Source organism: Streptomyces sp. TLI_105 (assembly GCF_900105415.1).
Classification (GTDB): Bacteria; Actinomycetota; Actinomycetes; order Streptomycetales; family Streptomycetaceae; genus Streptomyces.
In genome coordinates this window covers 1,536,640-1,561,142 of record NZ_FNSM01000001.1, presented here as the reverse complement: position 1 = coordinate 1,561,142, position 24,503 = coordinate 1,536,640, and the positions used below count along the sequence as shown (strand labels likewise).

The following is a 24,503-nucleotide window of genomic DNA, read 5'->3' as shown; positions in this document are numbered from 1 at the left end:
GGAGCGCGACCGCCTCCTCCGTCCGGCCGAGGCACGCGAGGATCCGGGCCCGCCCGAACCGGGTCGTGACCACCTCGGGGTGGTCCGGGTTCCCGTACCGGGCCAGACGGTCCTCAAGGAGTCGGTCGAGCTCCCCGAGCGCCGCCTCCGGACCACCCGGCTCGGCCTTGAGCGTGACGAGGTTGTAGCGGGTGATCGTGACGACGGGATGGGTCGCGCCCAGCGCCTTCCGCTGGTCCTCGGCCAGGTGGCGGCGTACCTGGAGGACGAGCGGGTCCGCGAGGGCGCCATCGAGGCGGTGCTCTCCCAGGTGACGCCCGACACCAAGGCGGTCCTGGCCCACTCGCTGGGCACGGTCGTCGCCTACGAGGCCCTGCACCGGCTCGACGGCCCGCTGCCGCTGCTCGTGACCTTCGGTTCGCCGCTCGGGCTGCGCTCGATCCTCAAGGGTCGTCTGCGGCCCTTGCCGATGCGTTCCCCGGCCCACCTCAAGCGCTGGGTGAACGTGGCCGACGGAGACGACTTCATCGTGGCCACGCTGCGGCTGCGCAGGCTCCTCCCGGAGGACGACGCGGTGCTGGAGCGCACCCGGCGGGTCAGGAACCGGAACTTCGACCCGCACGGCGCCACCGAGTACCTCAGCCGGTGGGAGACGGTGGAGCCGCTCGCCGACCTGCTCTGACCGGCCGGTCGCCGGGCCGGTCGTGCGCCGGTCGCCGAGGTGCGCCGGCCCCGGCGTGCACCGGCCCCGGCGTGCACCGGTCCCGGCATGCGCCGGTCGTCGGCGTCCTCAGCCGTACAGCGCCGCGACCTCCGCCGCGTACGCCCGCTCGATCGCCCTCCGCTTCAGCTTCAGCGAGGGCGTGAGCAGCCCGTGCTCCTCGCTGAACGGATGCGCCAGGATCCGGAAGGTCCGGATCGACTCCGCCTGCGAGACCAGTGTGTTCGCCGCCACCACCCCGCGCCGGATCTCCGTCTCCAGGGCCGGATCGCGCACCAGCTCGGCCGGGGAGAGCGGCGCCCGCCCCTGCATCGCGAGCCAGTGGTCCACCGCCTCCTGGTCGACCGTCACGAGCGCGGCGATGTACGGCCGGTCGTTGCCGACCACGATGCACTGGGCGATCAGCGGATGCGCCCGCACCCGCTCCTCGAGCGCGGTGGGGGAGACGCTCTTGCCGCCCGAGGTCACCAGGATCTCCTTCTTCCGCCCGGTGATCGTCAGATAGCCGTCCTCGTCGAGGGCGCCGATGTCCCCGGTGGCCAGCCAGCCGTCGTTGAGGACGGCGGCCGTCGCCTCCGGAGCGTTCAGATAGCCGGAGAAGACCTGGCCGCCGTGCAGCCACACCTCGCCGTCCTCCGCGATGTGGACCGTCGTCCCGGGGACCGGCTGGCCCACGGTGCCGTACTTGGTCCGTCCGGGCGGGTTCGCCGTGGCGGCGGCCGAGGACTCGGTGAGGCCGTACCCCTCGAAGACCGTGATGCCCGCGCCCGCGAAGAACAGCCCCTGCCTGCGGTCCATGGCCGAACCGCCCGACATCGCGTGCCGCACCCGCCCGCCCAGGGCCGCGCGCACCTTGACGTACACCGTCTTCTCGAAGAACTGGTGCTGCACGCGCAGCGCCGCCGACGGCCCCGGCCCGGTCCCGAAGGCCTTCTGCTCCAGCGCCTCCGCGTACGCGACGGCCACCTCGACGGCCTTGTCGAAGGGCCCGGCCTTCCCCTCGCTCTCCGCCTTGCGGCGGGCCGCGCGGAAGACCTTCTCGAAGACGTACGGCACGGCCAGGACGAAGCTCGGCCGGAACGCGACCAGGTCCGGGAGCAGTTCGGCCGCCGCCATCACCGGCTGGTGCCCCAGCTTCACCCCGCCGCGGACCGCCGCGACCTCCACCATCCGCCCGAAGACGTGCGCGAGCGGCAGGAACAGCAGCGTCGAGGCCTGCTCGTCGGGCTTGGAGCGGAAGACCGGCTCCCAGCGGCCCATCACCATGTCCGTCTCGAACATCAGGTTCGCGTGGGTGATCACACAGCCCTTGGGACGGCCGGTCGTCCCCGAGGTGTAGATGACGGTCGCGATCGTCTCCGGGGTCACCGCCCGCCGGTGCCGGTGCACGACCTCCTCGTCGATGTCCGCGCCCGCCGCCGTCAGTTCGCCCACCGCGTCCGCGTCCAGCTGCCACAGCCGCTGGAGCCGGGGCAGCCGGTCGATCACCGAACCGATCGTCATCGCGTGGTCCTCGTGCTCCACCACGCAGGCCGTGACCTCGGCGTCGTGCAGCATCCAGAAGACCTGCTCGGCGGAGGAGGTCGGGTAGACCGGCACGGGCTGCGCGCCCAGCGTCCACAGCGCGAAGTCGAAGAGCGTCCACTCGTACCGGGTCCGGGCCATGATCGCGACCCGGTCGCCGAACCGCACGCCCTCCGCGATCAGCCCCTTCGCGAGGGCCGTCACCTCGTCCCGGAACCGCGCGGCGGTCACGTCGTGCCACGCCCCGTCCGGGCCCTTCCGGCCGAAGGCGACCCGGTGGGGGTCGGCGAGGGCGTGGTCGAACACGGCGTCCGCCAGACCGCCGACCTGAGGCGCCGCCTCGACGGGCGGCACGGTGAACTCGCGCACTGACCTGCTCCTCGACGGCTCGGTGGCTGGAAAAGCCTGTTGTCGCGCTCCGTACGGCGCGGGTGACGGTACCCCACCCGACCGGCCTGCGGGAGGAGCTTCACCAAGCCGGGACATTCCGCGTTCTCACAGGTCAGGGCAGGTGAGGTCGCCAAGGCGAGGACGGCCCGGGGCGGTTACCGACCAGACGGTACGCCCTCCGGGGGTGAATCTCCACGGAATCTGTACCGGCCGCTCACGCCCCCACCCCCGAAGCGCCCCCGTGGCGCCTTCTCGCCGCCCACCGGGCACGCCGAGCCCTGCCCACCGGGTACGCCGAGCGCCGCCCGCCCGGCGAGCCGGGTGCGGCGGGAGGACCCTCCGCTCGGCGCGGCCGGTGCGGCGGTCGCGCCCCGCTCAGCGCGGCCGGTGCAGGCGGTCGCCGCCCGCCAGGATCGCCTCCGCGAGGGCGTCCGCCGCCTCCTGGGTCTCCCCGCCCCGGCGGCCCTTGCGCAGCACGAAACCCACGTCCCCGAGCTCCGGGAGCCCCGCGCGGGCCGGCACCGGGACGAGCCCCGGCGGCACCAGGCCCCGCGTGTGCGCCATCACCCCGAGCCCCGCGCGGGCCGCCGCCACGTTCGCGCTCAGGCTGGAGCTCGTGCACGCGATCCGCCACGCCCGGCCCTGCGCCTCCAGGGCCTCCAGGGCCCGAGCCCGGGTGATCCCCGGCGGCGGGTACAGGATCAGCGGCACCGGACGGTCCGGATCCAGCCGCAGCCCCGGCGCCCCGATCCAGACGAGCGTGTCCTCCCAGACGAGCCGGCCCTCGCTCTCGGCCCCGCGCCGCTTGGCCAGGATCAGATCGAGCCGGCCGGCCGCGAGCCGGGCCTGGAGCGTCCCGGACAGCTCGACCGTCAGCTCCAGGTCGACCTCGGGGTGCTCGCGCCGGAAGGACTCCAGGATCTCCGGCAGCCGGGTCGTCACGAAGTCCTCCGAGGCGCCGAAGCGCAGCCGTCCCCGCAGCCGCGTCCCGCCGAAGAAGGCCGCCGCCCGCTCGTGTGCCTGGAGGATCGTGCGCGCGAAACCGAGCATCGCCTCGCCGTCCTCCGTCAGCTCCACGCGATGCGTGTCCCGGGCGAACAGCGGACGCCCCGTCGCCTCCTCCAGGCGCCGTACGTGCTGGCTGACGGTCGACTGGCGCAGCCCGAGCCGGCCCGCGGCCCGCGTGAAGCTCAGCGTCTGGGCCACGGCGAGGAAGGTGCGCAGCTGGGTGGGCTCGTACATTCCCCGACGTTATCGCGAACCGTGATGACAGTCAGAGCACTGTACGGGATTCCCGATCACCGGGCCGTGGAGCAGGATGGACGGGCGCGACCCACCCCAGCAGTGCACAGAGCAGTGGAGCCCATGACCCCCCGCACGCCCGCCCGTACCGCACGCCGTCCCCTCCGCCTGCCGTCCTGGCTGCCCGTCGACGGGTACGTCCTCGCGCTGCTCGGCACGGTCGTCCTCGCCGTGCTCCTCCCCGCCTCGGGCGCCACCGCGAGCGTCATGAAGGGCACGTCGACCGGGGCCGTCGCCCTGCTCTTCTTCCTCTACGGGGCCCGGCTCTCCACCCGCGAGGCCCTCGACGGCCTCAAGCACTGGCGGCTCCACCTCACCGTCCTCGGCTCCACCTTCCTGCTCTTCCCGCTCCTCGGCCTCGCCGCGCGCGGCCTCGTCCCCGGCGTCCTCACCCCGCAGCTCTACAGCGGCTTCCTCTTCCTCTGCCTGGTGCCGTCCACCATCCAGTCCTCCATCGCGTTCACCTCGATCGCCCGGGGCAACGTGCCCGCCGCGATCTGCGCCGGCTCGTTCTCCTCGCTCGCCGGCATCGTCCTCACCCCGCTGCTCGCGGCGCTGCTCCTCGGCGACAGCGCGGGCGGCCTCTCCGCCGACGCGCTCCTGAAGATCGTGCTCCAGCTCCTCGTGCCGTTCCTGGCCGGGCAGTTCCTGCGCCGTTGGGTCGGAGCCTTCCTCGTCCGCCACAAGAAGGTCCTCGGATACGTCGACCGGGGCTCGATCCTCCTCGTCGTCCACACCGCCTTCAGCCAGGGCATGACCGCCGGCATCTGGCACCTGGTGACCCCCGCCCGGCTGGGACTGCTGCTCGCCGTCGAGGCCGTGCTCCTCGCGGTGATGCTGACCGCGACCTGGTACGGGGCCGGCCGCCTCGGCTTCGACCGGGCCGACCGGATCGCGATCCAGTTCGCCGGCTCCAAGAAGAGCCTGGCGGCCGGGCTGCCGATGGCGAGCGTCCTCTTCGGCCCGCAGGCCTCCCTCGCCGTGCTGCCGCTGATGCTCTTCCACCAGATGCAGCTGATGGTCTGCGCGGTCATCGCGAAGCGCCGCTCCCGCGACCCGGAACCCGCCGCGGGTCCGGTGGCCGCGGCGAAGGAAACGGCCCGCACACCCGGGGTCCCGACGCCGGGCGCGTGACCCCGCGGGCCCGCCCGCTCCTCCGTCGGCCGGATCACACCCACGCCCCGCCCGGGATGATCATCCGGGCCGCTACGGTGCTCCCATGCCCGCACTCGATCCCGGCAGCACCGCGCTCGTCCTCGTCGACCTGATGGAACGCATCGTCGCGCTGCCCCTCGCCCCCCGCCCCGGCACCGACGTCCTCGCCGCCTCCGCCCGGCTCGCCGACACCTTCCGGACCGCCGGCGCGCCCGTCGTCCACCTCCGCGTCGAACGGCCGAACGTCGACGCCCAGCCGCCCGGCAGCGAGCTCGTCCCCGACCTCGTCCGGGACGGCGACCCCGTCGTCGTCAAGCGCACCATCGGCGGCTTCCAGGACACCGGACTCCACGAGCTGCTCGCCGGATTCGGCGCCACCACCCTGGTCCTCGGCGGTATCGCCACCAACCTCGGCGTCGAGTCCACCGCGCGCGCCGCCTGCGACCTGGGCTACGACCTCGTCTTCGCGGAGGACGCCATGTCCGCCCTCACCGCCGACGAGCACCGCGCCTCCGTCGACCTCGACTTCCCGCGCCTCGGCACGGTCGCACCGGTCTCCGCGATCACCCTGGACGGCCCCGAGTGACCCCGGTGCCGATACGGTACGGGGCCCGCCCCTGCTCCCTGGTCGTCTGCCGCGGCTGCTGCTGCGGCGACGCCCGCAAGAACCCCGGCACCGACCACGCCGGACAGCTCGCCCGCCTCCGCGAGGCCGCCGCGGCCTCCGGCGGCCGGCTCGCCGTCCGCACCAGCGACTGCCTCGGACCCTGCGCCCAGGCGAACGTCGTCGTGGTCCAGCCCTCCACCGAGGGCCGGCGGCGCGGCGGACGGGCCGCCTGGATCGGCTTCACCGTGGACGACGACTGCCTCGACGACATCCTCGCCTGGACGGCCGCCGGCGGCCCCGGCATCGCCCCGCCCCCGGCCACCCTCACCCTCCAGATGATCGACCCGCCGAAGAACTGACGGGACCCTCAGAGCGCGATCCGGTGCTCGCCCGCGTACACGTTCATGTCCGGCCCGCGCAGGAAGCCGACCAGGGTCAGGCCCGTCTCGGCGGCCAGGTCCACGGCGAGCGAGGACGGCGCGGACACCGCGGCGAGCACCGGGATCCCCGCCATCACGGCCTTCTGCGCCAGCTCGAACGAGGCCCGCCCCGACACCAGCAGCACGGCCCGCTCCAGCGGCAGCAGCCCCTCCCGCAGCGCCCGCCCGACCAGCTTGTCCACGGCGTTGTGCCGGCCCACGTCCTCCCGTACGTCGAGCAGCTCGCCGTCCTCCGTGAACAGCGCCGCCGCGTGCAGCCCGCCGGTCGAGTCGAAGACCCGCTGCGCCGCCCGCAGCCGCTCCGGGAGCAGGGACAGCAGCCCGGGGGCGATCCGGAGCGGGGGAGCGTCGGCGATCGGGAAGCGGGCCGTGGTGCGGACCGCGTCCAGGCTGGCCTTGCCGCACAGTCCGCACGAGGACGTCGTGTAGACGTTCCGCTCCAGCGAGATGTCCGGGACCGCCACGCCGGGGGCGAGCTGCACGTCCACCACGTTGTACGTGTTCCGGCCGTCGTCCGTGGCGCCCGCGCAGTACACGATGTTCCGCACGTCCGACGCCGCCGCCAGGACCCCCTCGCTCACCAGGAAACCGGCCGCGAGCGCGAAGTCGTCGCCCGGCGTGCGCATGGTGATCGCGATCGGGCGTCCGTTCAGCCGGATCTCCAGCGGCTCCTCCGCCACCAGGGTGTCGGGCCGCGTGTTGACCGCACCGCCCCGGATCCGCAGGACACGCCTTCGCTCGGTGACCCGTCCCATCGTGACGCACTCGATTCTCTCCGCGGGAAGGCCGGGAAGGCCCTGACGGCCCCCATTCTCCGCCACACTCCTCCGCCGAACGCACGTCCGGAGCCGGGCGGGCAGCCGTGCCGGGCCCGGGGCCTTGTCACGGTCGGCCAAGCGATACGGGGGAATGTTGGTGGTTTACGTCACCTGTTACTGATCAGTCGCTGGCAAGACTGGGGGATCCTGCCGGACGAACGAACCACCTAGGGGGTCCCGAGTATGACGGGCACTCGCATTGCCGCGCTCGGGCACTACCAGCCCGCCAAGGTGCTGACCAACCACGACCTCGCCGAACTGGTCGACACGAGCGACGAATGGATCCTCAGCCGGGTCGGCATCCGCACCCGGCACGTCGCGGGCCCCGACGAGCCCGTCGACGAGCTCGCCGCCCACGCGGCCGGCAAGGCCCTCGCCGCCGCCGGCCTCACCGCCGGCGACATCGACCTCGTCCTCGTCGCCACCTCCACCGCGATCGACCGCTCGCCCAACACGGCCGCCCGCGTCGCCGCCCGCCTCGGCATGGGCTCGCCCGCCACCATGGACCTCAACGTGGTCTGCGCCGGCTTCACCCACGCGCTCGCCACCGCCGACCACGCGGTGCGGGCCGGGGCGGCCCGCCGCGCCCTCGTCATCGGCGCCGACAAGATGACCGAGATCACCGACTGGACCGACCGCACCACCTGCGTCCTCACCGGTGACGGGGCCGGCGCCGCGATCGTCGAGGCCACCGAGACCGACACCGGCGCCATCGGCCCGGTCCTGTGGGGCTCGGTCCCGGAGATGGGCCACGCCGTCCGCATCGAGGGCACCCCGCCCCGCTTCGCCCAGGAGGGCCAGTCCGTCTACCGCTGGGCCACCCAGCAGCTGCCCGCCCTCGCCCGGAAGACCTGCGAGCGCTCCGGCATCACCCCCGAGGAGCTCGCGGGCGTCGTCCTGCACCAGGCCAACCTGCGGATCATCGAGCCGCTCGCCGCGAAGATCGGCGCCGTCAACGCCGTCGTCGCCCGTGACGTCGTCGACTCCGGCAACACCTCGGCCGCCTCCATCCCGCTCGCCCTCGCCAAGCTGGTCGAGCGCGGCGAGCTCCCCTCCGGGGGGATGGTGCTCCTCTTCGGCTTCGGCGGCAACCTCTCCTACGCCGGACAGGTCGTCCGCGTCCCGTAGACCCCCCGGGTCCTCCCGGCCGCCGTGCCCCGTTCGGCGGAGCCCGGTGGCGGCGCGCCGGGGGCGGACCTAGCTTCGATCGCGGTGAGGGTCGTCCCCTTCCGGCCGCGGAATCGATCCGCCTCCGGGGCCCTCCCGTGATCTGGAGGACCGCCATGCGCGTGATACGTGCCGCTTCCGCCGCCCTGCTCGGCGCCGTCGCCGTCGTGACGGTCGCGCCCCTGGCGACGGCCGACGACGGCGACCACGACATCACGTCGTTCGGCTTCTCCGTCACCCCCGCGACGATCGCCCCCGGCGGCACCGTCACCCTCACGTCCGACGGCTGCGAAGTGCCCTCCGTGACCGTCACCTCCACCGTGTTCGAGACCGTGACCCTCAACGAGGGCCGTCCGGGCACCGCGACCGTGGACCTCGACGCCAAGGTCGGCACCGAGTACGAGATCACCTTCGACTGCAAGGGCGAGCGGGGCACCACCCGGCTCGCCATCGCCCAGGGCGACACCGGCGGGAACACCGGGCACGACACCGGCACGCACACCGGAGCCCACAAGGGCGTGAAGGCCGGCTACGGCACCGCCGCCTCCGGCGCGGACGCCGACGGGCTCGGCGCCACCGAACTGGTCACCGGCGTCCTGCTCATCGCCGGAGCGCTCGGCGCCGCCGTCGTGCTGACCCGCCGCCACGCCGACGGCCGCGCCTGACGGCCCGTACCCGGGGGACCCGAAACGGCCCCTCCGCCCCGGTGTGACGAGGTCCGGGACGGAGGGGCGCCAGGGCCTGTCCGACAATTCCCGTCGGGTCCGGCCCGCCCGGCACGCACGTTCGCCGCACGGCCGGGACGCCCAAGTAGCTCCTTCCCCAAGCTCTCGGCTTCGCTCGAGCAGGGGAGTCCCCATTCGAGGGCGTCCCGGCCGCACGCCGATCGCACGCACCGGACGACCCGGCCTGATCCGACGCCATTTGTCGGACAGGCCCTACGCGCGGAAGGCGGAGGAGGGCGGAAGTGGGGCGTTCGGACGGTACGGGAGGGCGCGGCGCCTGGGGCGTCGTCGCCGTCGTCCTCCTCGTCGGGGTGCACCTCGTGCGCGGCGGTACGGGGGAGTTCGCGGCCGTCGGCCCGCCGCAGCCCCTCGCCGCGGCCGCGCCCGACGGGACACGGGCCGGACTCGCCGCCCTCGCGCCCGTGTCCGTCCCCGCCCCGCTGCCCGCCTCGCCCCCCGTCCGGGTCCGCGTCCCCGCCGTCCGCGTCGACGCGCCCGTCACCGCGGTCGGGCTCGACGCCGACGGCTGGATCGAGGCGCCGCCGCCCGAGGACGACCGGCTGGCGGGCTGGTTCACCGGGGCGGTCACCCCCGGTGAGCGCGGCACCGCCGTCGTCGTCGGGCATGTCGACACCCCGAACGGCCGGGCCGTCTTCTACGACCTCGGGGCCCTCGGCAAGGGGCACCGCGTGGAGGTCGTCCGGCGGGACGGCAGGACCGCCGTCTTCGCCGTGTACGGGGTGGAGGTCGTCCCCAAGGAGGGCTTCCCCGCCCGGCGGGTCTACGGGGACGCGGGCGTCCCCGAACTGCGGCTGATCACCTGCGGCGGCACCTTCACCGAGGAGAGCGGCTACGCGGGCAACGTGGTGGTCTCGGCCCGCCTGGTCGAGGTCCGCTGACCTCTTCCAGGTCAACCGACCTGACGGACTCCCGCCGAAGGATTGGCCTGGACCGCGTGCCGGTCGTCAGTGTGGCCTCCACGGAGCCGGCGTCGGGGGGCGCCGGGCTCCCACCGGGTACCGGTTGACCATGGGAAACGCTGGTGAAAGGCACCGCGAACCCCTGGTAGAGTTATCTCTGTCGCCGCGGGGGAAACCCCGGAACGACAATCACACCTGGTCCGGGTGGCGGAATGGCAGACGCGCTAGCTTGAGGTGCTAGTGCCCTTTATCGGGCGTGGGGGTTCAAGTCCCCCCTCGGACACCACACGGAAAGTGCCGGTCGATCTCGTATCGACCGGCACTTTCCGTTTCCCCGCCGACGGGCCGTCGTCCGAGGTCACGGGCGTGGGCGCCGCTTATCCTGGGGGCGTGAACGACACCATTCCCCCCTGCCCCCAGTGCGCCGGCGAGTACACCTACGAGATGAACGACCTCGTGGTGTGCCCGGAGTGCGGCCACGAGTGGATCCCCGCCGAGGACGCCGCCGACACCGCGGGGGAGCGTGTGATCAAGGACGCCGTCGGCAACGTGCTGAGCGACGGCGACACCGTGACCGTCGTGAAGGCGCTCAAGGTCAAGGGCAACCCCTCCGGCATCAAGGCCGGCACCAAGGTCCGCAACATCCGCCTCGTCGACGGCGTCGACGGCCACGACATCGACTGCCGCATCGACGGCTTCGGCGCCATGCAGCTCAAGTCCAGCGTGGTCAAGAAGGCCTGACGCGCGCCCCTACGCCTTCCGTGCCACCACCAGCCTGCACCGCGGGCTGCCGTCCTCGCGGTGGCCGAGGGATTCGATCGGGACGAGGGTGACCTCGAAGCCCGACTCCTCCAGTCGGGTGCGGACGTCCGCGAGGCGGAAGGTGCGGTAGTACATGACGAACGGCGGCCGCCAGAGGGCGTTCCTGACGCGCATCGCCGCGTCGAAGCCCCACAGGGTCCAGTAGAGGCGCGATCCGACCGGCGGGGGTGCGGGGAGCGGGAAGGCGAAGGTGCCGCCGGGGCGCAGGGCCGCGTGGACCTGGGCGAAGAGCGCGCGCTGGGCGGCCGGGAGGAAGTGGCCGAAGGCGCCGAAGCTGACCGCCAGGTCGAAGGCCGGGGCGAAGGGGAGGGCCAGGGCGTCGGCGCGGACCAGGTCGGCGTCCGGGTGGGCCTCCCGGGCCCGGGCCAGCATGCCCGTACTGAAGTCGACGCCCGTGACCCGGCCCGCGCAGACCGAGCGGAGGACGCCGAGGCCGGCGCCGGTGCCGCAGCAGACGTCGAGGCCCGAGCCGAAGGGGCCGAGGGCCTTGAGCGTGTCGGCGACCGCGGTCAGGAGCCGGTCGGAGGTGCGGAACGGCGTCGCGTCGAACTTGCCCGCGAGCAGGTCGTAGCCGTGCTCGACCGAGGAGAGGGCCTGGACGGCCAGTTCGCGGAGGCTGGGGCCCTGCGGGGTGAACATGCACCGAGCCTAGGGGGTGTGCGGGTCGGAGCGGTGCACAGCGGAGGCCGTCGGCGCGAGCCGTACCGGTCAGAGCGTGCTGCCCACCGAGGGCGCCGGCCAGGACGGGGCGGTTCCCGTCAGTTGGCAGACGAGGAGGTAGAGGGGGATCGGCGGGGTGTAGGGGGAGGTGCCGTCGGGGTGGTGGATGAGGCGCGGGCCGCGGTCCGGGATCTCGGCGCCGGGCGCGTAGCAGGCGGGCAGCGGCCAGGTGAGGTCGTGGTCGGAGCCGGCGGGGACGAGCCACCACCACCAGTCGGAGTCGGCGTAGACGCAGCCCTTGGCGGGGAGCCGGGAGAGGATCTTGAAGCCGAAGCGGGCGGGGACGCCGACGGCGTCGCAGCCGAGCCCGGTGTGGAGTCCGACGGGCACGGAGAGGCGGGTGGCGCCGAGCTCGTGCGCGCCCCGGATGAGGTCGCCGGGGCCGAGGAGGGATTCCGGCGAGCGGCGCGGGACCGGCACGGAGGCGGTCTCGGGGGTCCTGAAGGACCGCGGGAGCATGCGGATCGCCATCGACCTCAGCACGGTTCCCCCATGCCGTGGGCGAGTTCCGCCCAGACGATCTGTGCCGTGCCGAGGCCGGTGCGGTCGGCGCCCCAGGCGGTGCAGAGCGCGTCGACGATGAGGAGTCCGCGGCCGCGTTCGTCCTCGCCGCAGTCGCGCATCCGGGGCCCGGCGGGGCCGCCCTCGTCCCGTACGGCTATCCGCAGGGTGTCCTCGCCCTCGCGGAGCTCGCAGACGACGCGGTCGCTGGCGGTGTGCACGACGGCGTTGGTGACGAGCTCGGAGACGACGAGGGCGACCGTGTCGCGTATCTCGGGGCCGCAGCCCCAGAGGATGAGCCGCTCCTCCGCGAGCCGGCGGGCCCGGGCGACGGAGCCGGTGAGGGCCGGGAGCTCGAAGGCGAAGCGGCGGACCGGATCGGTGTGGTGCTGCGGGCGCTGGGCCATGACCCGAGGGGCTCGAGGGCTCATGAGACCTGAGGGCTGCGCGTTACCAGAAGCCACGACCGGTTCCTCACAACAGTGGGCAGGACTGCCGTACGGCGCTGTCGTCGTGGCGCGGTGGCGCACGGCGGCAGCGTGTACTGGTTCACCGGAACACTGTCCTCCTGCGCCGGACACTTGGCAAGTGGCACTCTGAAAATTGCAGAGTGCTGTGTTCTCTCTGGCCCGGCTTCGTGGCACACTCGTCGAAACAGTGCGTCGGGGAGGTCTGGGAGTGAGCGAGCCGCGGTCCGCCCCCACGGTGGGACAGGTCGTCCTCGGGAAGCGTCTGCAGGACCTGCGTGAGCGGGCCGGCATGAAGCGGGAAGAGGCGGCGAAGATCCTCCGGGTGGCCCCGGCCACCGTCCGGCGGATGGAGACCGCCGAGGTCGCGCTGAAGATCCCGTACGTGCAGCTCCTGTTGAAGGAGTACGGGATCACGGACTCCGAGGCGGAGGGCTTCATCGCCCTCGCGGAGGAGGCCAACCTCCCCGGCTGGTGGCAGCGGTTCCACGACGTGCTGCCCGGCTGGTTCTCCATGTACGTCAGCCTGGAGGGGGCGGCCAGCCTCATCCGGGCCTATGAACCCCAGTTCGTCCCCGGTCTGCTCCAGACCGAGGAGTACGCCCGCGCCATTCTGCGCAGCGGGGCGGTCGGTGTCGGCAGTGATGCCGGCAAGGACGAGGACGCCGAGCGCCATGTAGCCCTGCGGATGGAGCGCCAGTCCCTGCTGACCAGGGACGACGCCCCGAAGCTCTGGGTGATCATGGACGAGACGGTGTTCCGCCGACCGGTCGGTGACGGGCCCGAAGTGATGCGCGACCAGCTCGACCGGCTGCTCGAAGCGTCCGAGCTGCCGAACGTCACCCTGCAGATCGCGGAGTTCGCGTCCGGCCACCACCCCGGCACCTACGGACCGTTCGTCCTCTTCCGCTTCGCCATGCCCGAACTCCCGGACATGGTCTACAGCGAGTACCTGACCGGCGCGGTCTATCTCGACGCGCGTCCCGAGGTGGCATCCCACCTGGAGGTCATGGACCGCATGGCGGCGCAGGCCGCGACTGCACAACGCACGAAGGAGATTCTCCGGAATCTCCGCAAGGAGCTGTGAATGGATCGCATATACAACGGCATGCCCGCCGCGGAGCTCGGTGCCGAGGGTTGGCACAAGCCCTGGAGCGGTGGGAACGGGGGCAACTGCGTGGAGGCCATGAAGCTGGCCGACGGCAGAGTCGCCGTGCGACAGTCCGCAGACCCTGGAGGACCAGCGCTCATCTACACCCACGGGGAGATCGCCGCTTTCATCCAGGGCGCCAAATCCGGTCAGGCTGACTTTCTGCTCACCTGAACCTTCCGTCCCAGCCCTACCATCGCGTAACTCTTGTAGCAGCGCCACCCGTTCATCCCGACCAGGAGAGCCGATGACCCAGGACCCCGCATCCGTACGGATCGACACCAGCAAGCCGCATCCGGCGCGCATGTACGACTGGTTCCTGGGCGGCAAGGACAACTACCCGGTCGACGAGGCGATGGCACGCCAGCTGCTCACCGTCGACGCCCGGGGCCGGGACATGGCCCGCGTCAACCGGGCCTTCATGCACCGCGCCATCCGCTGGCTCAGCGCCCACGGCGTCCGTCAGTACCTGGACGTCGGCACGGGCATCCCGACCGAGCCCAACCTGCACCAGATCGCGCAGGAGGCCGCGCCGGAGTCCCGCATCGTCTACTGCGACAACGACCCGATCGTGCTCGCGCACGCGGCCGCCCTGCTGCGCTCGACCCCGGAGGGGGCCACCGAGTACATCCAGGCGGACGCCCGCGAGCCCGAGGTCATCCTCGAAAGGGCCGGAAAGGTCCTTGATTTCGACCAGCCCATCGCACTGTCGATGCTCGCCCTGCTGCACTTCGTGGGGGACGAGGACGGCGCGTACGAACTGGTCTCCAAGATCGTCGAGAAGCTCGCGCCGGGCAGCTACCTCGTCCTCTCGCACGTCACCGGGGACTTCAACCCCGAGGGCGCGGCGCAGGCCGCTGCCATGTACAAGGCGCGCGGCCTGACCCTGCGGCCCCGCTCGCGCGACGAGCTGGCCGCGTTCTTCGACGGTCTCGAGTTCGTCGAGCCCGGGGTCTCGCTCACCGCCGAGTGGCACCCGGAGCTGGGCGAGCCCGTCCCGGTCCAGGGCGACGACCCCATCCCGGGGTGGGCCGCGGTGGCCCGCAAGCCCTGACCCGATCCGTACGCGAGAGACGGTCCGTACGCGAAGGGGGCCCGCCGACATCGTCGGCGGGCCCCCTTCGTCCTGCTACGGCTCCAGCAGCGTCACCAGGAAGCTCCGCGCCCGGCCGATGTTTCCGGCCGCGTCGATCGTCCGGTACTCGACGGTGTGCGTGCCGTAGTCCGGGGTCGCGTCGTCCCACGGCACCGCCCGGCTCCGGCCCAGCTTCCCGTACACCAGGTCGTCGATCACCGTGCCGCCCGGCGAGAAGCGGAAGGGCGCGGAGGCGTCCGTCGGCCAGCCGTAGTACGTGTACCAGCCGTCGCCGTCGACCCGGAACTGGCTCACCGCGGCGCCCTCCTGGTCGTCCCGCGCGGTCAGCCGCATCGTGAACGCGCCGTCGTAGACGTACTCCACGGGGCGCCCGGGACGCCGTACCGTCCGCAGCGGCTCGGACAGTTCGTACGCGGCCGTGGCCGGGCGGGCGTCCACCGTCCAGCCCAACTCCTCGTCCGTGCCCGCGAGACGGGCCGTGAGGGTGTGCGTCCCGGGCGCGATCCGCAGCGCGCGCAGGTCCAGGTCACGGTCGTCCCGGTCGGCCGTCGCGACCGGCCGGCCGTCCAGCCGCCAGCGCACGGCGGGGGTGGCGTCCACGGCGTGGGTGGTCTCCGCGTGGACGACGCTCCGGGAGCCGACGGGGGAGCCGGTCGGGGTGTGCCCGGTGAAGCCGGGAACCTCCGGACTCCGCACGGTGGTCAGCGACGGGTCCACCGTCCAGCTGATCGTCCGGGTGAGCGCCGCCGAGGCGCGGACCGCCGGGTCGCGGACGAAGGGCGTCGGGTCGGTGACCGTCGCCGTCAGGGTGTGCGTCCCGGGGGAGACCCGCAGCCCGCGCAGGTCGACGGTGCGGGCGCCGCGGGTGTCGAGGGTCCGTCCGTCCAGCTTCCAGGTCACGGAGAGCGCGCCGCCCACCGGGTGCAGGGTGTCCACCCACACCGTGCGGTCCGCCCCGATCGGCGCCGTGTCCGGGGTGTGGTCCTGGACCAGGTTCACCTTCGCCGAGATCGCCCGGACCATCACCTCGCGCTCCACCTGGTCGAAGGCGTAGCCGAGGGTCTTCATGAGGGAGTGCCGGCTCGGGCGCCAGACGCCCTTCGTGCTGTACATCCCGCCCTCGTGGCGGCCGATGACCCCGCCGGACTCGCTCTCCTCGCCGAGCCAGCGCCACCACTTGGCCCGCTGCTCCCGCATCTGCCCCTCCGTCAGGAGCGTGTGGTGGGTGGAGGAGGGTTCGGGACCCTCGTAGGACCCGCCCGGGACCCCGCGCGCGTAGTAGTCGTACTCGTCCTGGAGGCCGCCGAGCGAATGCCCTATCTCGTGCGGGGTGATGAGCGAGGAGAGCGCGTTGCCGCCGGAGGCCGTGGCGTAACTCCCGCCCGCGCCGCCGTAGGTGTCGCTGTGGGCGAGGGCGACGACCTGCCGGTTGGCGCGACTGGTGCCGGGGACGAGGTCGGCGAGCGCGCCGGCCTTCCGGCTGTCGACGGTGAGCAGCCGCTGCACGCTGTCCGGATCGCAGCCGCCCCAGAAGCCCATGTCGAGCGCCGTGTCGCGGGCGGGGGCGGTGAGACCCGGGTCGCAGTCCACGCCGGACTCCGCCGAGGGGACCTCCACCGCCCACACGTTGATGTACGAGCGGTACGAGGCGAAGGGCTCGATGCTCCACAGGGTGTCGAGGTGCCGTTCCAGGTCCGTCCGGAACGCCGGCATCTCCGCCGCGGTGTAGCCGTCGCCCATGAACACCAGGTTGAACCGCCGGTCGGCGGGCCCGGTGGTCTGCACGGGGACGACGGCCGGCCCCCCGCCCGACGTGGGTGTCCCGGCGGCCGCCGGCGTGGTTCCCACCAGCCCGGCGGCCAGCAGACAGACCGCGGCGAGGCGGGCCGCCGCACGTCGAACTCCCTTGCGCTGTGAGGTCATGGGGCGCGAGCCTAGGCCGCGCCCCCTGCCTCGTAAAGGTGTTCGTCAGCCGTCCGTTCGTCGCTCGGCCATCTCAGCTTCGCAGCCAGGCCAGTCCCGGGTGCTCCGCCGTGTAGCCCTCCACGAGTCGGCGGGCCACCGCCACCGAGTCCACCAGCGGGTGCAGCGCGAAGGCCTTGACGGCCGTCGCCCGCGAGCCGCTCTCCACGGCGGCGAGGACCTCGCGCTCCACCGCCTTCACGGCGGTCACCAGACCGACGGCGTGGTACGGCAGCGGGGCCACCGACACCGGGTGGGCGCCGTTCGCGTCCACGAAGCACGGCACCTCGATCACCGCGTCCGCGTCGAGCACCGAGAGCGTCGAGCCGTTGCGCACGTTGAGGATCAGCGTGGTCCGCTCGTCCCGGGCGATCGCCCGCATGAGCGCGAGCGCCACCTTCTCGTAGCCGCCCGACTCCAGGTCCTCCTCGTCGCGCTCCCCGATCCCGGCGGCCTCCCGGTTGGCGGCCATGTAGGTGGCCTCGCGGTCGGCGAGCGTGCGGTGCCAGGTGTCGAGGGCGGTGGTGCCCGGGGCGCCGGGCTTGCTCATCTCCTCGTAGAAGGCGCCCTGTTGGTCCCGCAGGTACGCTCCGCGCGTCCGCTCGGCCGTCCGGTAGGCGTGGACTGCCTCCCGGTTGAAGTAGTAGTAGTGCAGGTACTCGTTGGGGATCGCGCCGAGCGAGCGCAGCCACTCCGGGCCGAAGAGCCGGCCCTCCTCGAAGGAGCCGAGCGCCTCCTCGTCGGCGAGCAGCCGCGGCAGCACGTCCCGGCCGCCGACCCGCAGTCCCCGCAGCCAGCCCAGGTGGTTGAGGCCCACGTAGTCGATCCAGGCCTCGTCCGGGTTCGCGCCCAGGACGCGGGCGACCCGGCGGCCGAGGCCCACGGGGGAGTCGCAGATGCCGACGACCCGGTCGCCGAGCACCCGGGACATCGCCTCCGTGACCAGCCCGGCCGGGTTGGTGAAGTTGATGACCCAGGCCTCGGGGGCGAGTTCGGCGATCCTCCGGGCGATGCGCACCGCCACGGGCACGGTCCGCAGCCCGTACGCGATGCCGCCCGCCCCCACCGTCTCCTGGCCGAGCACGCCCTCGGCGAGCGCGATCCGCTCGTCGGCCGCCCGCCCCTCCAGACCGCCGACCCGGATCGCCGAGAACACGAAGTCCGCCCCGCGCAGCGCCTCGTCGAGGTCCGTCGTCGCCGTCACCGCCGGCGCGTCCGGAACCCCCTCCGCCTGGTCCGCGAGGACCCGCGCGATGGCCGAGAGCCGCCCCTCGTCGAGGTCGTACAGGGTGACGTGGGTGACCCGCCCCTCGGCGTGGTCGCCGAGCAGGGCGCCGTACACCAGCGGCACCCGGAATCCGCCGCCTCCGAGAATCGTCAGTTTCATGCTCGTACGCTACTCGGGCGGGCTCTCCGAGCAGCGGGATTCCGGGCCGCCGTCCACGGGGACGTCCACATGCCGGGCGCCTCCGCGGCCCTCCGGGTGGGGGACAATGACGCCATGTCCCGACGCAAGACCCGCCCCCGCACGTCCCCGGCCGCCGCCGCGCCCGCCGTGACCGCGACCTCGCCCTGCCCCTGCGGTCTCGACGCCGCGTACGGCGCGTGCTGCGGCCGGTTCCACTCGGGCACCGGCGGCACGGCGCCCACCGCCGAGCTCCTCATGCGCTCCCGCTACAGCGCCTTCGTCGTCCGCGACGAGGCCTATCTGCTGCGCACCTGGGCGCCGGGGACACGGCCGGGAGAGGTGGACTTCGACCCCGGGACGCGCTGGGCCGGTCTGGAGATCGAGGGGGCCACCGAGGGCACGGCCTTCCACCAGCACGGCACCGTCACCTTCACGGCCCGCTACCTCCACGGGGGCGAGGCCGGTTCCCTCCACGAGCGGAGCCGTTTCGCCCGCCACGAGGGTGCGTGGGTGTACGTGGACGGCGACTTCCTCGACTGAGCCGGGCCTCTTGCCCGGCCGGGCCGGCTCCCGGCTCAGCGCGCGCCCGCGCCCACCGTCACCCGTTCCCTCGGGAGCCCGCTCGCGAGGTCCTCGGCGACGATCTTCTTGGCGATGGCGTCCGTCGCCACCCGCAGCTCGGGCCCGCTGGGCCGGCCGCGCTCCTGCGCGACCACGTCGGAGAGCCACTCGCCCCAGGCGTGTGTGATGACGTCCGCCTCGCGCTTGCCCGCCGGCGTGTGGGAGAGCAGATTGCCGTCGCGGGTGAGGAAGCCCTCGTCGACCATCCGGTCGAAGACCGGCAGCAGCACCTCGGGCGGCACCCGCCGGCCGGCCGAGATCAGGCCGAGGCTCGCGTGCCCGACCGTCCGCGTGAAGAGTTCGACCTGCATCACCGCCCAGGCCCCGGCCATGTCGAGCCGGGTGTCGGACGCGGCGACGATCCTCCGGGCCGTCTCGTAGTCGGTGCGCCGCAGGATCCGGCCGACGACCAGTTCGAGGAGCCTCTCCGAGTCGCCGGACATGGTGGGGGAGCCGAAGCCCTCGCCCATGTCGGGGGCGGCGGAGCGGGCCGAGTCGCGCAGCTCGACCTGCTTGAGGAAGAGGGCGACGACGAAGCCGACGGCCGCGACCGGCACCGTCCAGAGGAAGACGGTCTGCAGGGTGTCCGCGTACGCCTGGACGATCGGCTCGGCGACCCGGTCCGGGAGAGCGTGCAGGCCGGCCGGGCTCTGCGCGGCCTGCGCGATCCCGGCCGAGTCCACGCCGAGGCGCCTGGCGACGGCGGCGGCCTCGACGACCCCGCTGGTGAGGTTGGGCCGGAGGGAGTTGGCGTAGATCGTGCCGAAGACGGCCGTGCCGAAGGAGCTGCCGAGGGTGCGGAAGAAGGTGACGCCGGAGGTGGCGGTGCCGAGGTCGGCGTAGTCGACGGTGTTCTGCACGGCGATGGTCAGGACCTGCATGCACAGGCCGATGCCGACGCCGAGGACGAACATGTACAGCGACTCCAGCCAGGTGCCGGTGTCCGGCCCCATGAGGGAGAGAAGGAAGAGGCCGACGCCCATCACCAGACACCCGACGATGGGGAAGACCCGGTAGTGGCCGGTCTTGCTGACGACGTTGCCGCTGAAGATCGAGGCGATGAGCAGACCGATGACCATGGGCAGGGTGCGGATGCCGGACATGGTCGCCGACTCCCCGTCGACGTACTGCAGATAGGTCGGCAGGAAGGTCATCGCGCCGAGCATGGCGAAGCCGACCACGAAGCTGAGCACGGAGCAGACGGTGAAGACCGGGTTCCGGAACAGCCGCATGGGCAGCATGGGCTGGACCGCCCGGGTCTCGACCCAGCAGAACAGGGCCAGGGCGACGAGACCGCCCGCGAAGAGCCCGATGATGACGCCGGAGCCCCAGGCGTACTCGTTCCCGCCCCAACTGGTCGCCAGGATCAGGGCGCTGGAGCCGACGGCGACGAACGCGATGCCGGCGTAGTCGATGACCGGCCGGCTCGCGGAGCGGACCGAGGGGATCGAGCGGGCGGCGGCGATGACGACGAGGATCGCGATGGGGACGTTCACGTAGAAGGCCCAGCGCCAGCTGAGGTGGTCGGTGAACAGACCGCCGAGGAGCGGGCCGATGACGGTCGAGACGCCGAACACGGCTCCGATCGCGCCCTGGTACTTGCCGCGGTCGCGCAGGGGGATCACATCGGCGATGAGCGCCATCGAGGTGACCATCAGACCGCCGGCGCCGACGCCCTGGAGGCCGCGCCAGACGATCAGCAGCGTCATGTTGGTGGCGAGCCCGCAGAGGAACGAGCCGGTGATGAAGACGACCGCGGAGATCTGGAAGATCACCTTGCGGCCGAAGAGGTCGCCGAACTTGCCGACGAGGACGGTCGCGACCGTCTCCGCCAGCAGGTACGAGGTGACCACCCACGACATGTGGGCGGCGCCGCCGAGGTCCGAGACGATCGTGGGCAGGGCGGTGCCGACGATCGTCTGGTCGAGGGCGGCGAGGAGGACACCCAGCATGATCGTGCCGAAGACGATGTTGCGGCGGCGGCTGTCGAGCACGGGTGGCTCGGTGGCGGCCGGGGGTGCGGGCGCTGCGTCGCTGGTCGTGGTCACCCTCGCAGCGTCACACCGCCACCGTCCTCACGCATGCGGGGGACGGCCGGAGGGGTGGAGGGCCTGTCAGGGGGTGACGGGCAGTCGGGGGTGGTGCTTGGCGAGGATCTTGTTGGCCCGCGCCAGGGCGGCGAGCGCGTGCTCGCGGTCCGCCCGGTCCTCCGCGCAGAGCGGTCCCCGGAAGCGGTACACCTCGCGCGCCGCGCAGTCCGCGTCGACCTCGGCCTGGAGGACGTGCAGCGGCAGGCAGGCGCCGATCATCGCGGCCACGCTGTCGGGGATGGGGACGGGAACGAGGCGCGAGGGCGAGGTGATCACGGGTCAGTCCTAGTCGGTCCGGGGAGGGTACGGAAGGGTCTCCTCTCCATACGTACCGGATGACCGTACGGGTTCCGGCACGGCGGTGTCGCGGCCGGGTGACGGCGGGGCGCGCCGGCGGAGGGCCGCGCGGGCCCCGGAGGAACGGACCCGGCGCGGGCGCGGTCCGGCTCCGGACGCGTTCTCGCAGGTACGGGGGCGGGTGACCGCCGCCGCTTTGCGCACCGATCTTGCGTATCGCTCGGGAGTTCGTCGAACGTGTTCTCGGATCGAGGCGTCAGGGGCGGGCGGCCCGGCCGTGGAATGTGTGGCATCTCACGTACCGGTCCGGCTGCTTCCGCCGACACGTGTTCCGTGCCCAGGGCCTGCGGCCCCCCGCCCCCGGTCCGCCGCCCTCGCTCCACCGTCCACGGTCTACGCGAAGATCTCCGCCAGGTCGTACGAGACGGGCTCCTTCAGCTGTCCGTAGCCGCAGGACTCCGGCGTCCGGTCCGGGCGCCACCGCTTGAACTGGGCGGTGTGGCGGAAGCGGTCCCCCTCCATGTGGTCGTAGCCGACCTCGCAGACCCGCTCCGGCCGCAGCGCCACCCACGACAGGTCCTTCTTGCCCGACCAGCGGCTGGGGGCGCCCGGCAGCCGGGCCTCCTCGTGCGCGGCCTCGTCCGTCCACGCCGCCCACGGGTGCCCGTCCGAGGGGTCCATCCGGAGCGGCTCCAGCTCCTCGACGAGCTCGGCGCGGCGGGCGGCGGTGAAGGCCGCGCACACGCCGATGTGCTGGAGGGTGCCCTGCTCGTCGTACAGGCCGAGCAGCAGCGAGCCGACGACCGGCCCGCTCTTGTGGAAGCGGTATCCGGCCACGACGACGTCGGCCGTCCGCTCGTGCTTGATCTTGTACATGAGGCGGGCGTCCGGCCGGTACGCCAGGTCGAGCGGCTTGGCGATCACCCCGTCGAGGCCGGCGCCTTCGTACTGCTCGAACCAGCGCGCCGCGAGCTCGGGGTCCCGGGTCGCGGGGGCCAGGTGGACGGGCGCGTCGACCCCGGCGAGGACCCGCTCCAGGGCCGCCCGGCGCTCGCTCAGCGGCGCGTCGAGCAGCGAGTCGTCCCCGAGGGCGAGCAGGTCGAAGGCGATGAACCGGGCCGGGGTGGTCTCGGCGAGCAGACGGACGCGGGAGGCGGCCGGATGGATCCGCTCCGCGAGCCGGTCGAAGTCGAGGCGGCCGTCGTGCTCGATGACGATCTCCCCGTCGACGACGCAGCGCTCCGGCAGCCGGGCCGTCAGCGCCTCGACCAGCTCGGGGAAGTAGCGGGTGAGCGGCCTGCCCGTCCGGCTGCCGATGACGAGCTCCGGCCCGTCCCGGTGCACGATCGCGCGGAAGCCGTCCCACTTCGCCTCGTAGTGCATCCCGGGCGGGATCCGCTTCACGGGCTTGGCCAGCATCGGTTTCACGGGCGGCATCACCGGAAGATCCATGGGGAGATTGTCTGGTATGCGGTACTTGTCGGCGAGCCCTAGGCTGACCGGCATGGCAGGCAAGGCGGCGGCGGTGGAGCTCGAGGTCGGCGACCGGACCGTGCGGGTCTCCAGCCCCGACAAGGTGTACTTCCCGGAGGCCGGCTACACCAAGCTGGACCTGGTCCGGTACTACCTGGCCGTGGGCGACGGCATCACCCGCGCCCTGCGGAACCGCCCCACCACCCTGGAGCGCTGGCCCGACGGGGTGGCCGGCGAGTCCTTCTTCCAGAAGCGCGCGCCGAAGAACCTCCCGGACTGGATCCCGACGGCCCGCATCACCTTCCCCAGCGGCCGGACGGCCGACGAGATGTGCCCCACCGGGCCGGCGGCCGTGCTCTGGGCGGCCAACCTCGGCGCCGTCACCTTCCACCCCTGGCCGGTGCGCCGGGACGACGCCGACCACCCCGACGAGCTCCGCATCGACCTCGACCCCCAGCCGGGCACGGACTACGCCGACGCCGTCCGCGCCGCCCACGAGCTGCGCGCGGTCCTCGACGAGCACGGGCTGCGCGGCTGGCCGAAGACCTCCGGCGGCCGGGGCCTCCACGTCTTCGTGCCCATCCTTCCCGAGTGGACGTTCACCCAGGTCAGGCGGGCGGCGATCGCCTGCGGCCGGGAGCTGGAGCGGCGGATGCCGGACCGGGTCACGATGAGGTGGTGGAAGGAGGAGCGCGGCGAGCGGATCTTCGTCGACTACAACCAGATGGCCCGGGACCGCACGATGGCCTCCGCCTACTCCGTACGTCCCCGGCCGACCGCCCCCGTCTCGGCACCGCTGAGGTGGGAGGAGATCGGCGAGGTCGTGCCGCAGGACTTCGACATCAGGACGATGCCGGCCCGGTACGCGGAGGTCGGCGACGTCCACGCCGACATGGACGAGGAGCGGTTCGGCCTGGAGTCGCTGCTCGAACTGGCCCGGCGGGACGAGGCGGAACGCGGTCTCGGTGACCTGCCGTATCCGCCGGAGTACCCGAAGATGCCGGGCGAGCCGAAGCGGGTGCAGCCGAGCCGGGCGAAGAAGGGGGCCGAGGAGGAGTAGGGGCGGAGGGCCGGGACGCTTCCGGGCGGGCGTCACCGGCCCTCTTGGCTCACCCTAAAACAACACGAACGGTCGTGCTAGAATTTTTCCCTCCAGGACGACCGAGGAGATCCGGCATGTACCCGATGGCTCCGCTCATCCGCACCGCCCTGAACGCCACCGCCCGCCTCGCCCCGGGCCCGGCCGGCCACTGGGCCTTCCACCTCTTCGTCCGGCCGCTCGGCAGGGCCCGGCTCCGGCCCGACGAGGCCGCGCTCCTCGCGAGCGCGCGCACCGACCGCCTCCGCGTCCGCGACAAGGAGGTCGTCACGTACGCCTGGGGCGACGGCCGGCGGCCCGTCCTGCTCGTCCACGGCTGGTCCTCCCGCGCCTCGCGGCTCGGCGCCTTCGCCGAGGAGCTCCTCGCGCGGGGATACAGCCCGGTCGCCTTCGACGCGCCCGGCCACGGCGACTCCTCGGGCAAGGCGAGCAACATCGTCGAATACCGCGAGATCATCCGGGAGTTGCACGCCCGGCACGGCGACTTCGAGGCCGTCGTCGCCCACTCCTTCGGCGTCCTCGCCGCCCTCTTCGCCCTCCGCGACGGCGTCCGTACGTCCCGCTTCGTGGGCCTCGGCGGCGTCGGCTCCTTCGACATGGTCCTGGAGGGCTTCCGGGCGGGACTGGACCTGGACGAGCGGGTGATGCGGGCCATGCGGGCGTACGTCGAGCGGCGGCTCGTCCCCGGCGAGCCCGGCGCCTGGGAGCGCTTCGGTGCCGACCACGCGCCGGACGAACTCGGCGCGCCCGTCCTGCTGTTCCACGACGAGGACGACGACACGGTGCCCCTGGCCCAGGCGCGGTTCCTCGCCGGTGCCCACGGTGAGCGGGCCCGGCTCGTCGTCACCCGGGGCCTCGGCCACCGCCGCATCCTCGCGGACGCCGATGTCGTGGCCGAGGCGGTGGAGTTCGCGACGGCGGGCGCCGCCACGGAACGGACGGCCGACACGCGCGAGGGCGTCGGCTCGACGGCGTCGTGAGAGGGGCCCGTCGAGAGGGAGCCGTCGGGGCGTCCGGTCAGGCCGGAT

Annotated in this window: 25 protein-coding genes and 1 tRNA gene; 15 read left to right on the top strand and 11 right to left on the bottom strand. The window is 73.1% G+C overall.

From position 1 onward, the window contains the following. The first annotated feature begins 79 nt into the window (after window positions 1–79). Complete coding sequence (locus BLW86_RS41480) at window positions 80–682, top strand: hypothetical protein (protein ID WP_143060234.1); 603 nt, start codon at window positions 80–82, stop codon at window positions 680–682. Between the two features lie 108 nt (window positions 683–790). Here the strand turns inward: BLW86_RS41480 and BLW86_RS07100 are convergent, their stop codons facing one another. Both BLW86_RS07100 and BLW86_RS07095 read right to left on the bottom strand, forming a co-directional pair. Next, window positions 791–2,614, bottom strand: a complete 1,824-nt coding sequence (locus BLW86_RS07100; RefSeq protein WP_093873227.1) for an AMP-dependent synthetase/ligase — start codon at window positions 2,612–2,614, stop codon at window positions 791–793. Window positions 2,615–3,010: 396 nt separating this feature from the next. Continuing rightward, window positions 3,011–3,877, bottom strand: coding sequence for a LysR substrate-binding domain-containing protein (locus BLW86_RS07095; RefSeq protein WP_093873226.1), 867 nt, complete (start codon window positions 3,875–3,877; stop codon window positions 3,011–3,013). A 123-nt stretch (window positions 3,878–4,000) separates the two neighbouring features. Between BLW86_RS07095 and BLW86_RS07090 the strand changes: the two genes are divergently transcribed. The 3 genes from BLW86_RS07090 to BLW86_RS07080 all read left to right on the top strand — a co-directional run bounded on the left by BLW86_RS07090 (window position 4,001) and on the right by BLW86_RS07080 (window position 6,058). Next, on the top strand, window positions 4,001–5,071 hold the full coding sequence (locus BLW86_RS07090) for a bile acid:sodium symporter family protein (RefSeq protein WP_093873225.1): 1,071 nt from the start codon (window positions 4,001–4,003) through the stop codon (window positions 5,069–5,071). Window positions 5,072–5,156: 85 nt separating this feature from the next. Beyond that, on the top strand, window positions 5,157–5,678 hold the full coding sequence (locus BLW86_RS07085) for an isochorismatase family protein (RefSeq protein WP_093873224.1): 522 nt from the start codon (window positions 5,157–5,159) through the stop codon (window positions 5,676–5,678). Then, complete coding sequence (locus tag BLW86_RS07080; RefSeq protein WP_093873223.1) at window positions 5,675–6,058, top strand: hypothetical protein; 384 nt, start codon at window positions 5,675–5,677, stop codon at window positions 6,056–6,058. The genes BLW86_RS07085 and BLW86_RS07080 overlap by 4 nt, the downstream gene beginning before the upstream one ends. Before the next feature lie 8 nt (window positions 6,059–6,066). Here the strand turns inward: BLW86_RS07080 and fdhD are convergent, their stop codons facing one another. Further along, on the bottom strand, window positions 6,067–6,894 hold the full coding sequence (gene fdhD / locus BLW86_RS07075) for a formate dehydrogenase accessory sulfurtransferase FdhD (RefSeq protein WP_093873222.1): 828 nt from the start codon (window positions 6,892–6,894) through the stop codon (window positions 6,067–6,069). Window positions 6,895–7,140: 246 nt separating this feature from the next. On the opposite strand from fdhD, the gene BLW86_RS07070 reads away from it, so the two are divergent. The 5 genes from BLW86_RS07070 (at window position 7,141) to BLW86_RS07050 (ending at window position 10,510) form a co-directional block, all read left to right on the top strand. Then, the gene (locus tag BLW86_RS07070; RefSeq protein WP_093873221.1) at window positions 7,141–8,085 is read left to right on the top strand and encodes a beta-ketoacyl-ACP synthase III; all 945 of its coding nucleotides are present in this window, start codon (window positions 7,141–7,143) and stop codon (window positions 8,083–8,085) included. Window positions 8,086–8,240: 155 nt separating this feature from the next. Further along, window positions 8,241–8,789: a hypothetical protein gene (locus tag BLW86_RS07065; RefSeq protein WP_093873220.1), complete on the top strand. Its 549-nt coding sequence runs from the start codon at window positions 8,241–8,243 to the stop codon at window positions 8,787–8,789. 302 nt (window positions 8,790–9,091) lie between these two features. After that, entirely contained in the window at window positions 9,092–9,748 is a 657-nt protein-coding gene (locus tag BLW86_RS07060; RefSeq protein ID WP_177181586.1) for a class F sortase, read from the top strand. Between the two features lie 219 nt (window positions 9,749–9,967). Then, window positions 9,968–10,055, top strand: a tRNA-Leu gene (locus BLW86_RS07055). A gap of 104 nt (window positions 10,056–10,159) precedes the next feature. After that, a complete protein-coding gene (locus tag BLW86_RS07050) occupies window positions 10,160–10,510 on the top strand; it encodes a zinc ribbon domain-containing protein YjdM (protein WP_093873218.1) in 351 nt (116 codons plus the stop codon). 9 nt (window positions 10,511–10,519) lie between these two features. Here the strand turns inward: BLW86_RS07050 and BLW86_RS07045 are convergent, their stop codons facing one another. The 3 genes from BLW86_RS07045 to BLW86_RS07035 all read right to left on the bottom strand — a co-directional run bounded on the left by BLW86_RS07045 (window position 10,520) and on the right by BLW86_RS07035 (window position 12,219). Beyond that, entirely contained in the window at window positions 10,520–11,230 is a 711-nt protein-coding gene (locus tag BLW86_RS07045) for a class I SAM-dependent methyltransferase (protein WP_093873217.1), read from the bottom strand. Between the two features lie 69 nt (window positions 11,231–11,299). Further along, complete coding sequence (locus BLW86_RS07040) at window positions 11,300–11,782, bottom strand: hypothetical protein (RefSeq protein WP_177181585.1); 483 nt, start codon at window positions 11,780–11,782, stop codon at window positions 11,300–11,302. 5 nt (window positions 11,783–11,787) lie between these two features. Further along, window positions 11,788–12,219 (bottom strand): ATP-binding protein, encoded by a 432-nt coding sequence (locus BLW86_RS07035; RefSeq protein ID WP_093873216.1) that lies wholly within the window; start codon window positions 12,217–12,219, stop codon window positions 11,788–11,790. A 271-nt stretch (window positions 12,220–12,490) separates the two neighbouring features. Here BLW86_RS07035 and BLW86_RS07030 point away from each other — a divergent pair, with 271 nt between their 5' ends. The 3 genes from BLW86_RS07030 (at window position 12,491) to BLW86_RS07020 (ending at window position 14,483) form a co-directional block, all read left to right on the top strand. Then, on the top strand, window positions 12,491–13,366 hold the full coding sequence (locus BLW86_RS07030) for a helix-turn-helix domain-containing protein (RefSeq protein WP_093873215.1): 876 nt from the start codon (window positions 12,491–12,493) through the stop codon (window positions 13,364–13,366). Continuing rightward, on the top strand, window positions 13,367–13,603 hold the full coding sequence (locus BLW86_RS07025; RefSeq protein ID WP_093873214.1) for a DUF397 domain-containing protein: 237 nt from the start codon (window positions 13,367–13,369) through the stop codon (window positions 13,601–13,603). A gap of 73 nt (window positions 13,604–13,676) precedes the next feature. Beyond that, window positions 13,677–14,483: an SAM-dependent methyltransferase gene (locus BLW86_RS07020; RefSeq protein WP_093873213.1), complete on the top strand. Its 807-nt coding sequence runs from the start codon at window positions 13,677–13,679 to the stop codon at window positions 14,481–14,483. Window positions 14,484–14,558: 75 nt separating this feature from the next. On the opposite strand, the gene BLW86_RS07015 is transcribed toward BLW86_RS07020, so the two are convergent. After that, window positions 14,559–16,448, bottom strand: coding sequence for a M64 family metallopeptidase (locus BLW86_RS07015; RefSeq protein ID WP_093873212.1), 1,890 nt, complete (start codon window positions 16,446–16,448; stop codon window positions 14,559–14,561). Between the two features lie 73 nt (window positions 16,449–16,521). Further along, entirely contained in the window at window positions 16,522–17,874 is a 1,353-nt protein-coding gene (locus BLW86_RS07010; RefSeq protein ID WP_093873211.1) for a 6-phospho-beta-glucosidase, read from the bottom strand. A 114-nt stretch (window positions 17,875–17,988) separates the two neighbouring features. Here BLW86_RS07010 and BLW86_RS07005 point away from each other — a divergent pair, with 114 nt between their 5' ends. Next, window positions 17,989–18,435 carry a YchJ family protein gene (locus tag BLW86_RS07005; protein WP_093878540.1) on the top strand — a complete coding sequence of 149 codons (447 nt, stop codon included), beginning with the start codon at window positions 17,989–17,991 and terminating at the stop codon, window positions 18,433–18,435. 35 nt (window positions 18,436–18,470) lie between these two features. Here the strand turns inward: BLW86_RS07005 and BLW86_RS07000 are convergent, their stop codons facing one another. The 3 genes from BLW86_RS07000 to BLW86_RS06990 form a co-directional block, all read right to left on the bottom strand. Next, the gene (locus BLW86_RS07000; RefSeq protein WP_093873210.1) at window positions 18,471–20,564 is read right to left on the bottom strand and encodes an MDR family MFS transporter; all 2,094 of its coding nucleotides are present in this window, start codon (window positions 20,562–20,564) and stop codon (window positions 18,471–18,473) included. Window positions 20,565–20,630: 66 nt separating this feature from the next. Further along, window positions 20,631–20,825 (bottom strand): hypothetical protein, encoded by a 195-nt coding sequence (locus BLW86_RS06995; protein ID WP_221518607.1) that lies wholly within the window; start codon window positions 20,823–20,825, stop codon window positions 20,631–20,633. 471 nt (window positions 20,826–21,296) lie between these two features. Beyond that, window positions 21,297–22,355, bottom strand: coding sequence for an ATP-dependent DNA ligase (locus tag BLW86_RS06990; protein WP_093873209.1), 1,059 nt, complete (start codon window positions 22,353–22,355; stop codon window positions 21,297–21,299). 52 nt (window positions 22,356–22,407) lie between these two features. Between BLW86_RS06990 and ligD the strand changes: the two genes are divergently transcribed. Further along, complete coding sequence (gene ligD, locus BLW86_RS06985) at window positions 22,408–23,436, top strand: non-homologous end-joining DNA ligase (protein ID WP_093873208.1); 1,029 nt, start codon at window positions 22,408–22,410, stop codon at window positions 23,434–23,436. 116 nt (window positions 23,437–23,552) lie between these two features. Beyond that, window positions 23,553–24,455 (top strand): alpha/beta hydrolase, encoded by a 903-nt coding sequence (locus tag BLW86_RS06980; RefSeq protein ID WP_093873207.1) that lies wholly within the window; start codon window positions 23,553–23,555, stop codon window positions 24,453–24,455. Window positions 24,456–24,503 lie beyond the last annotated feature (48 nt).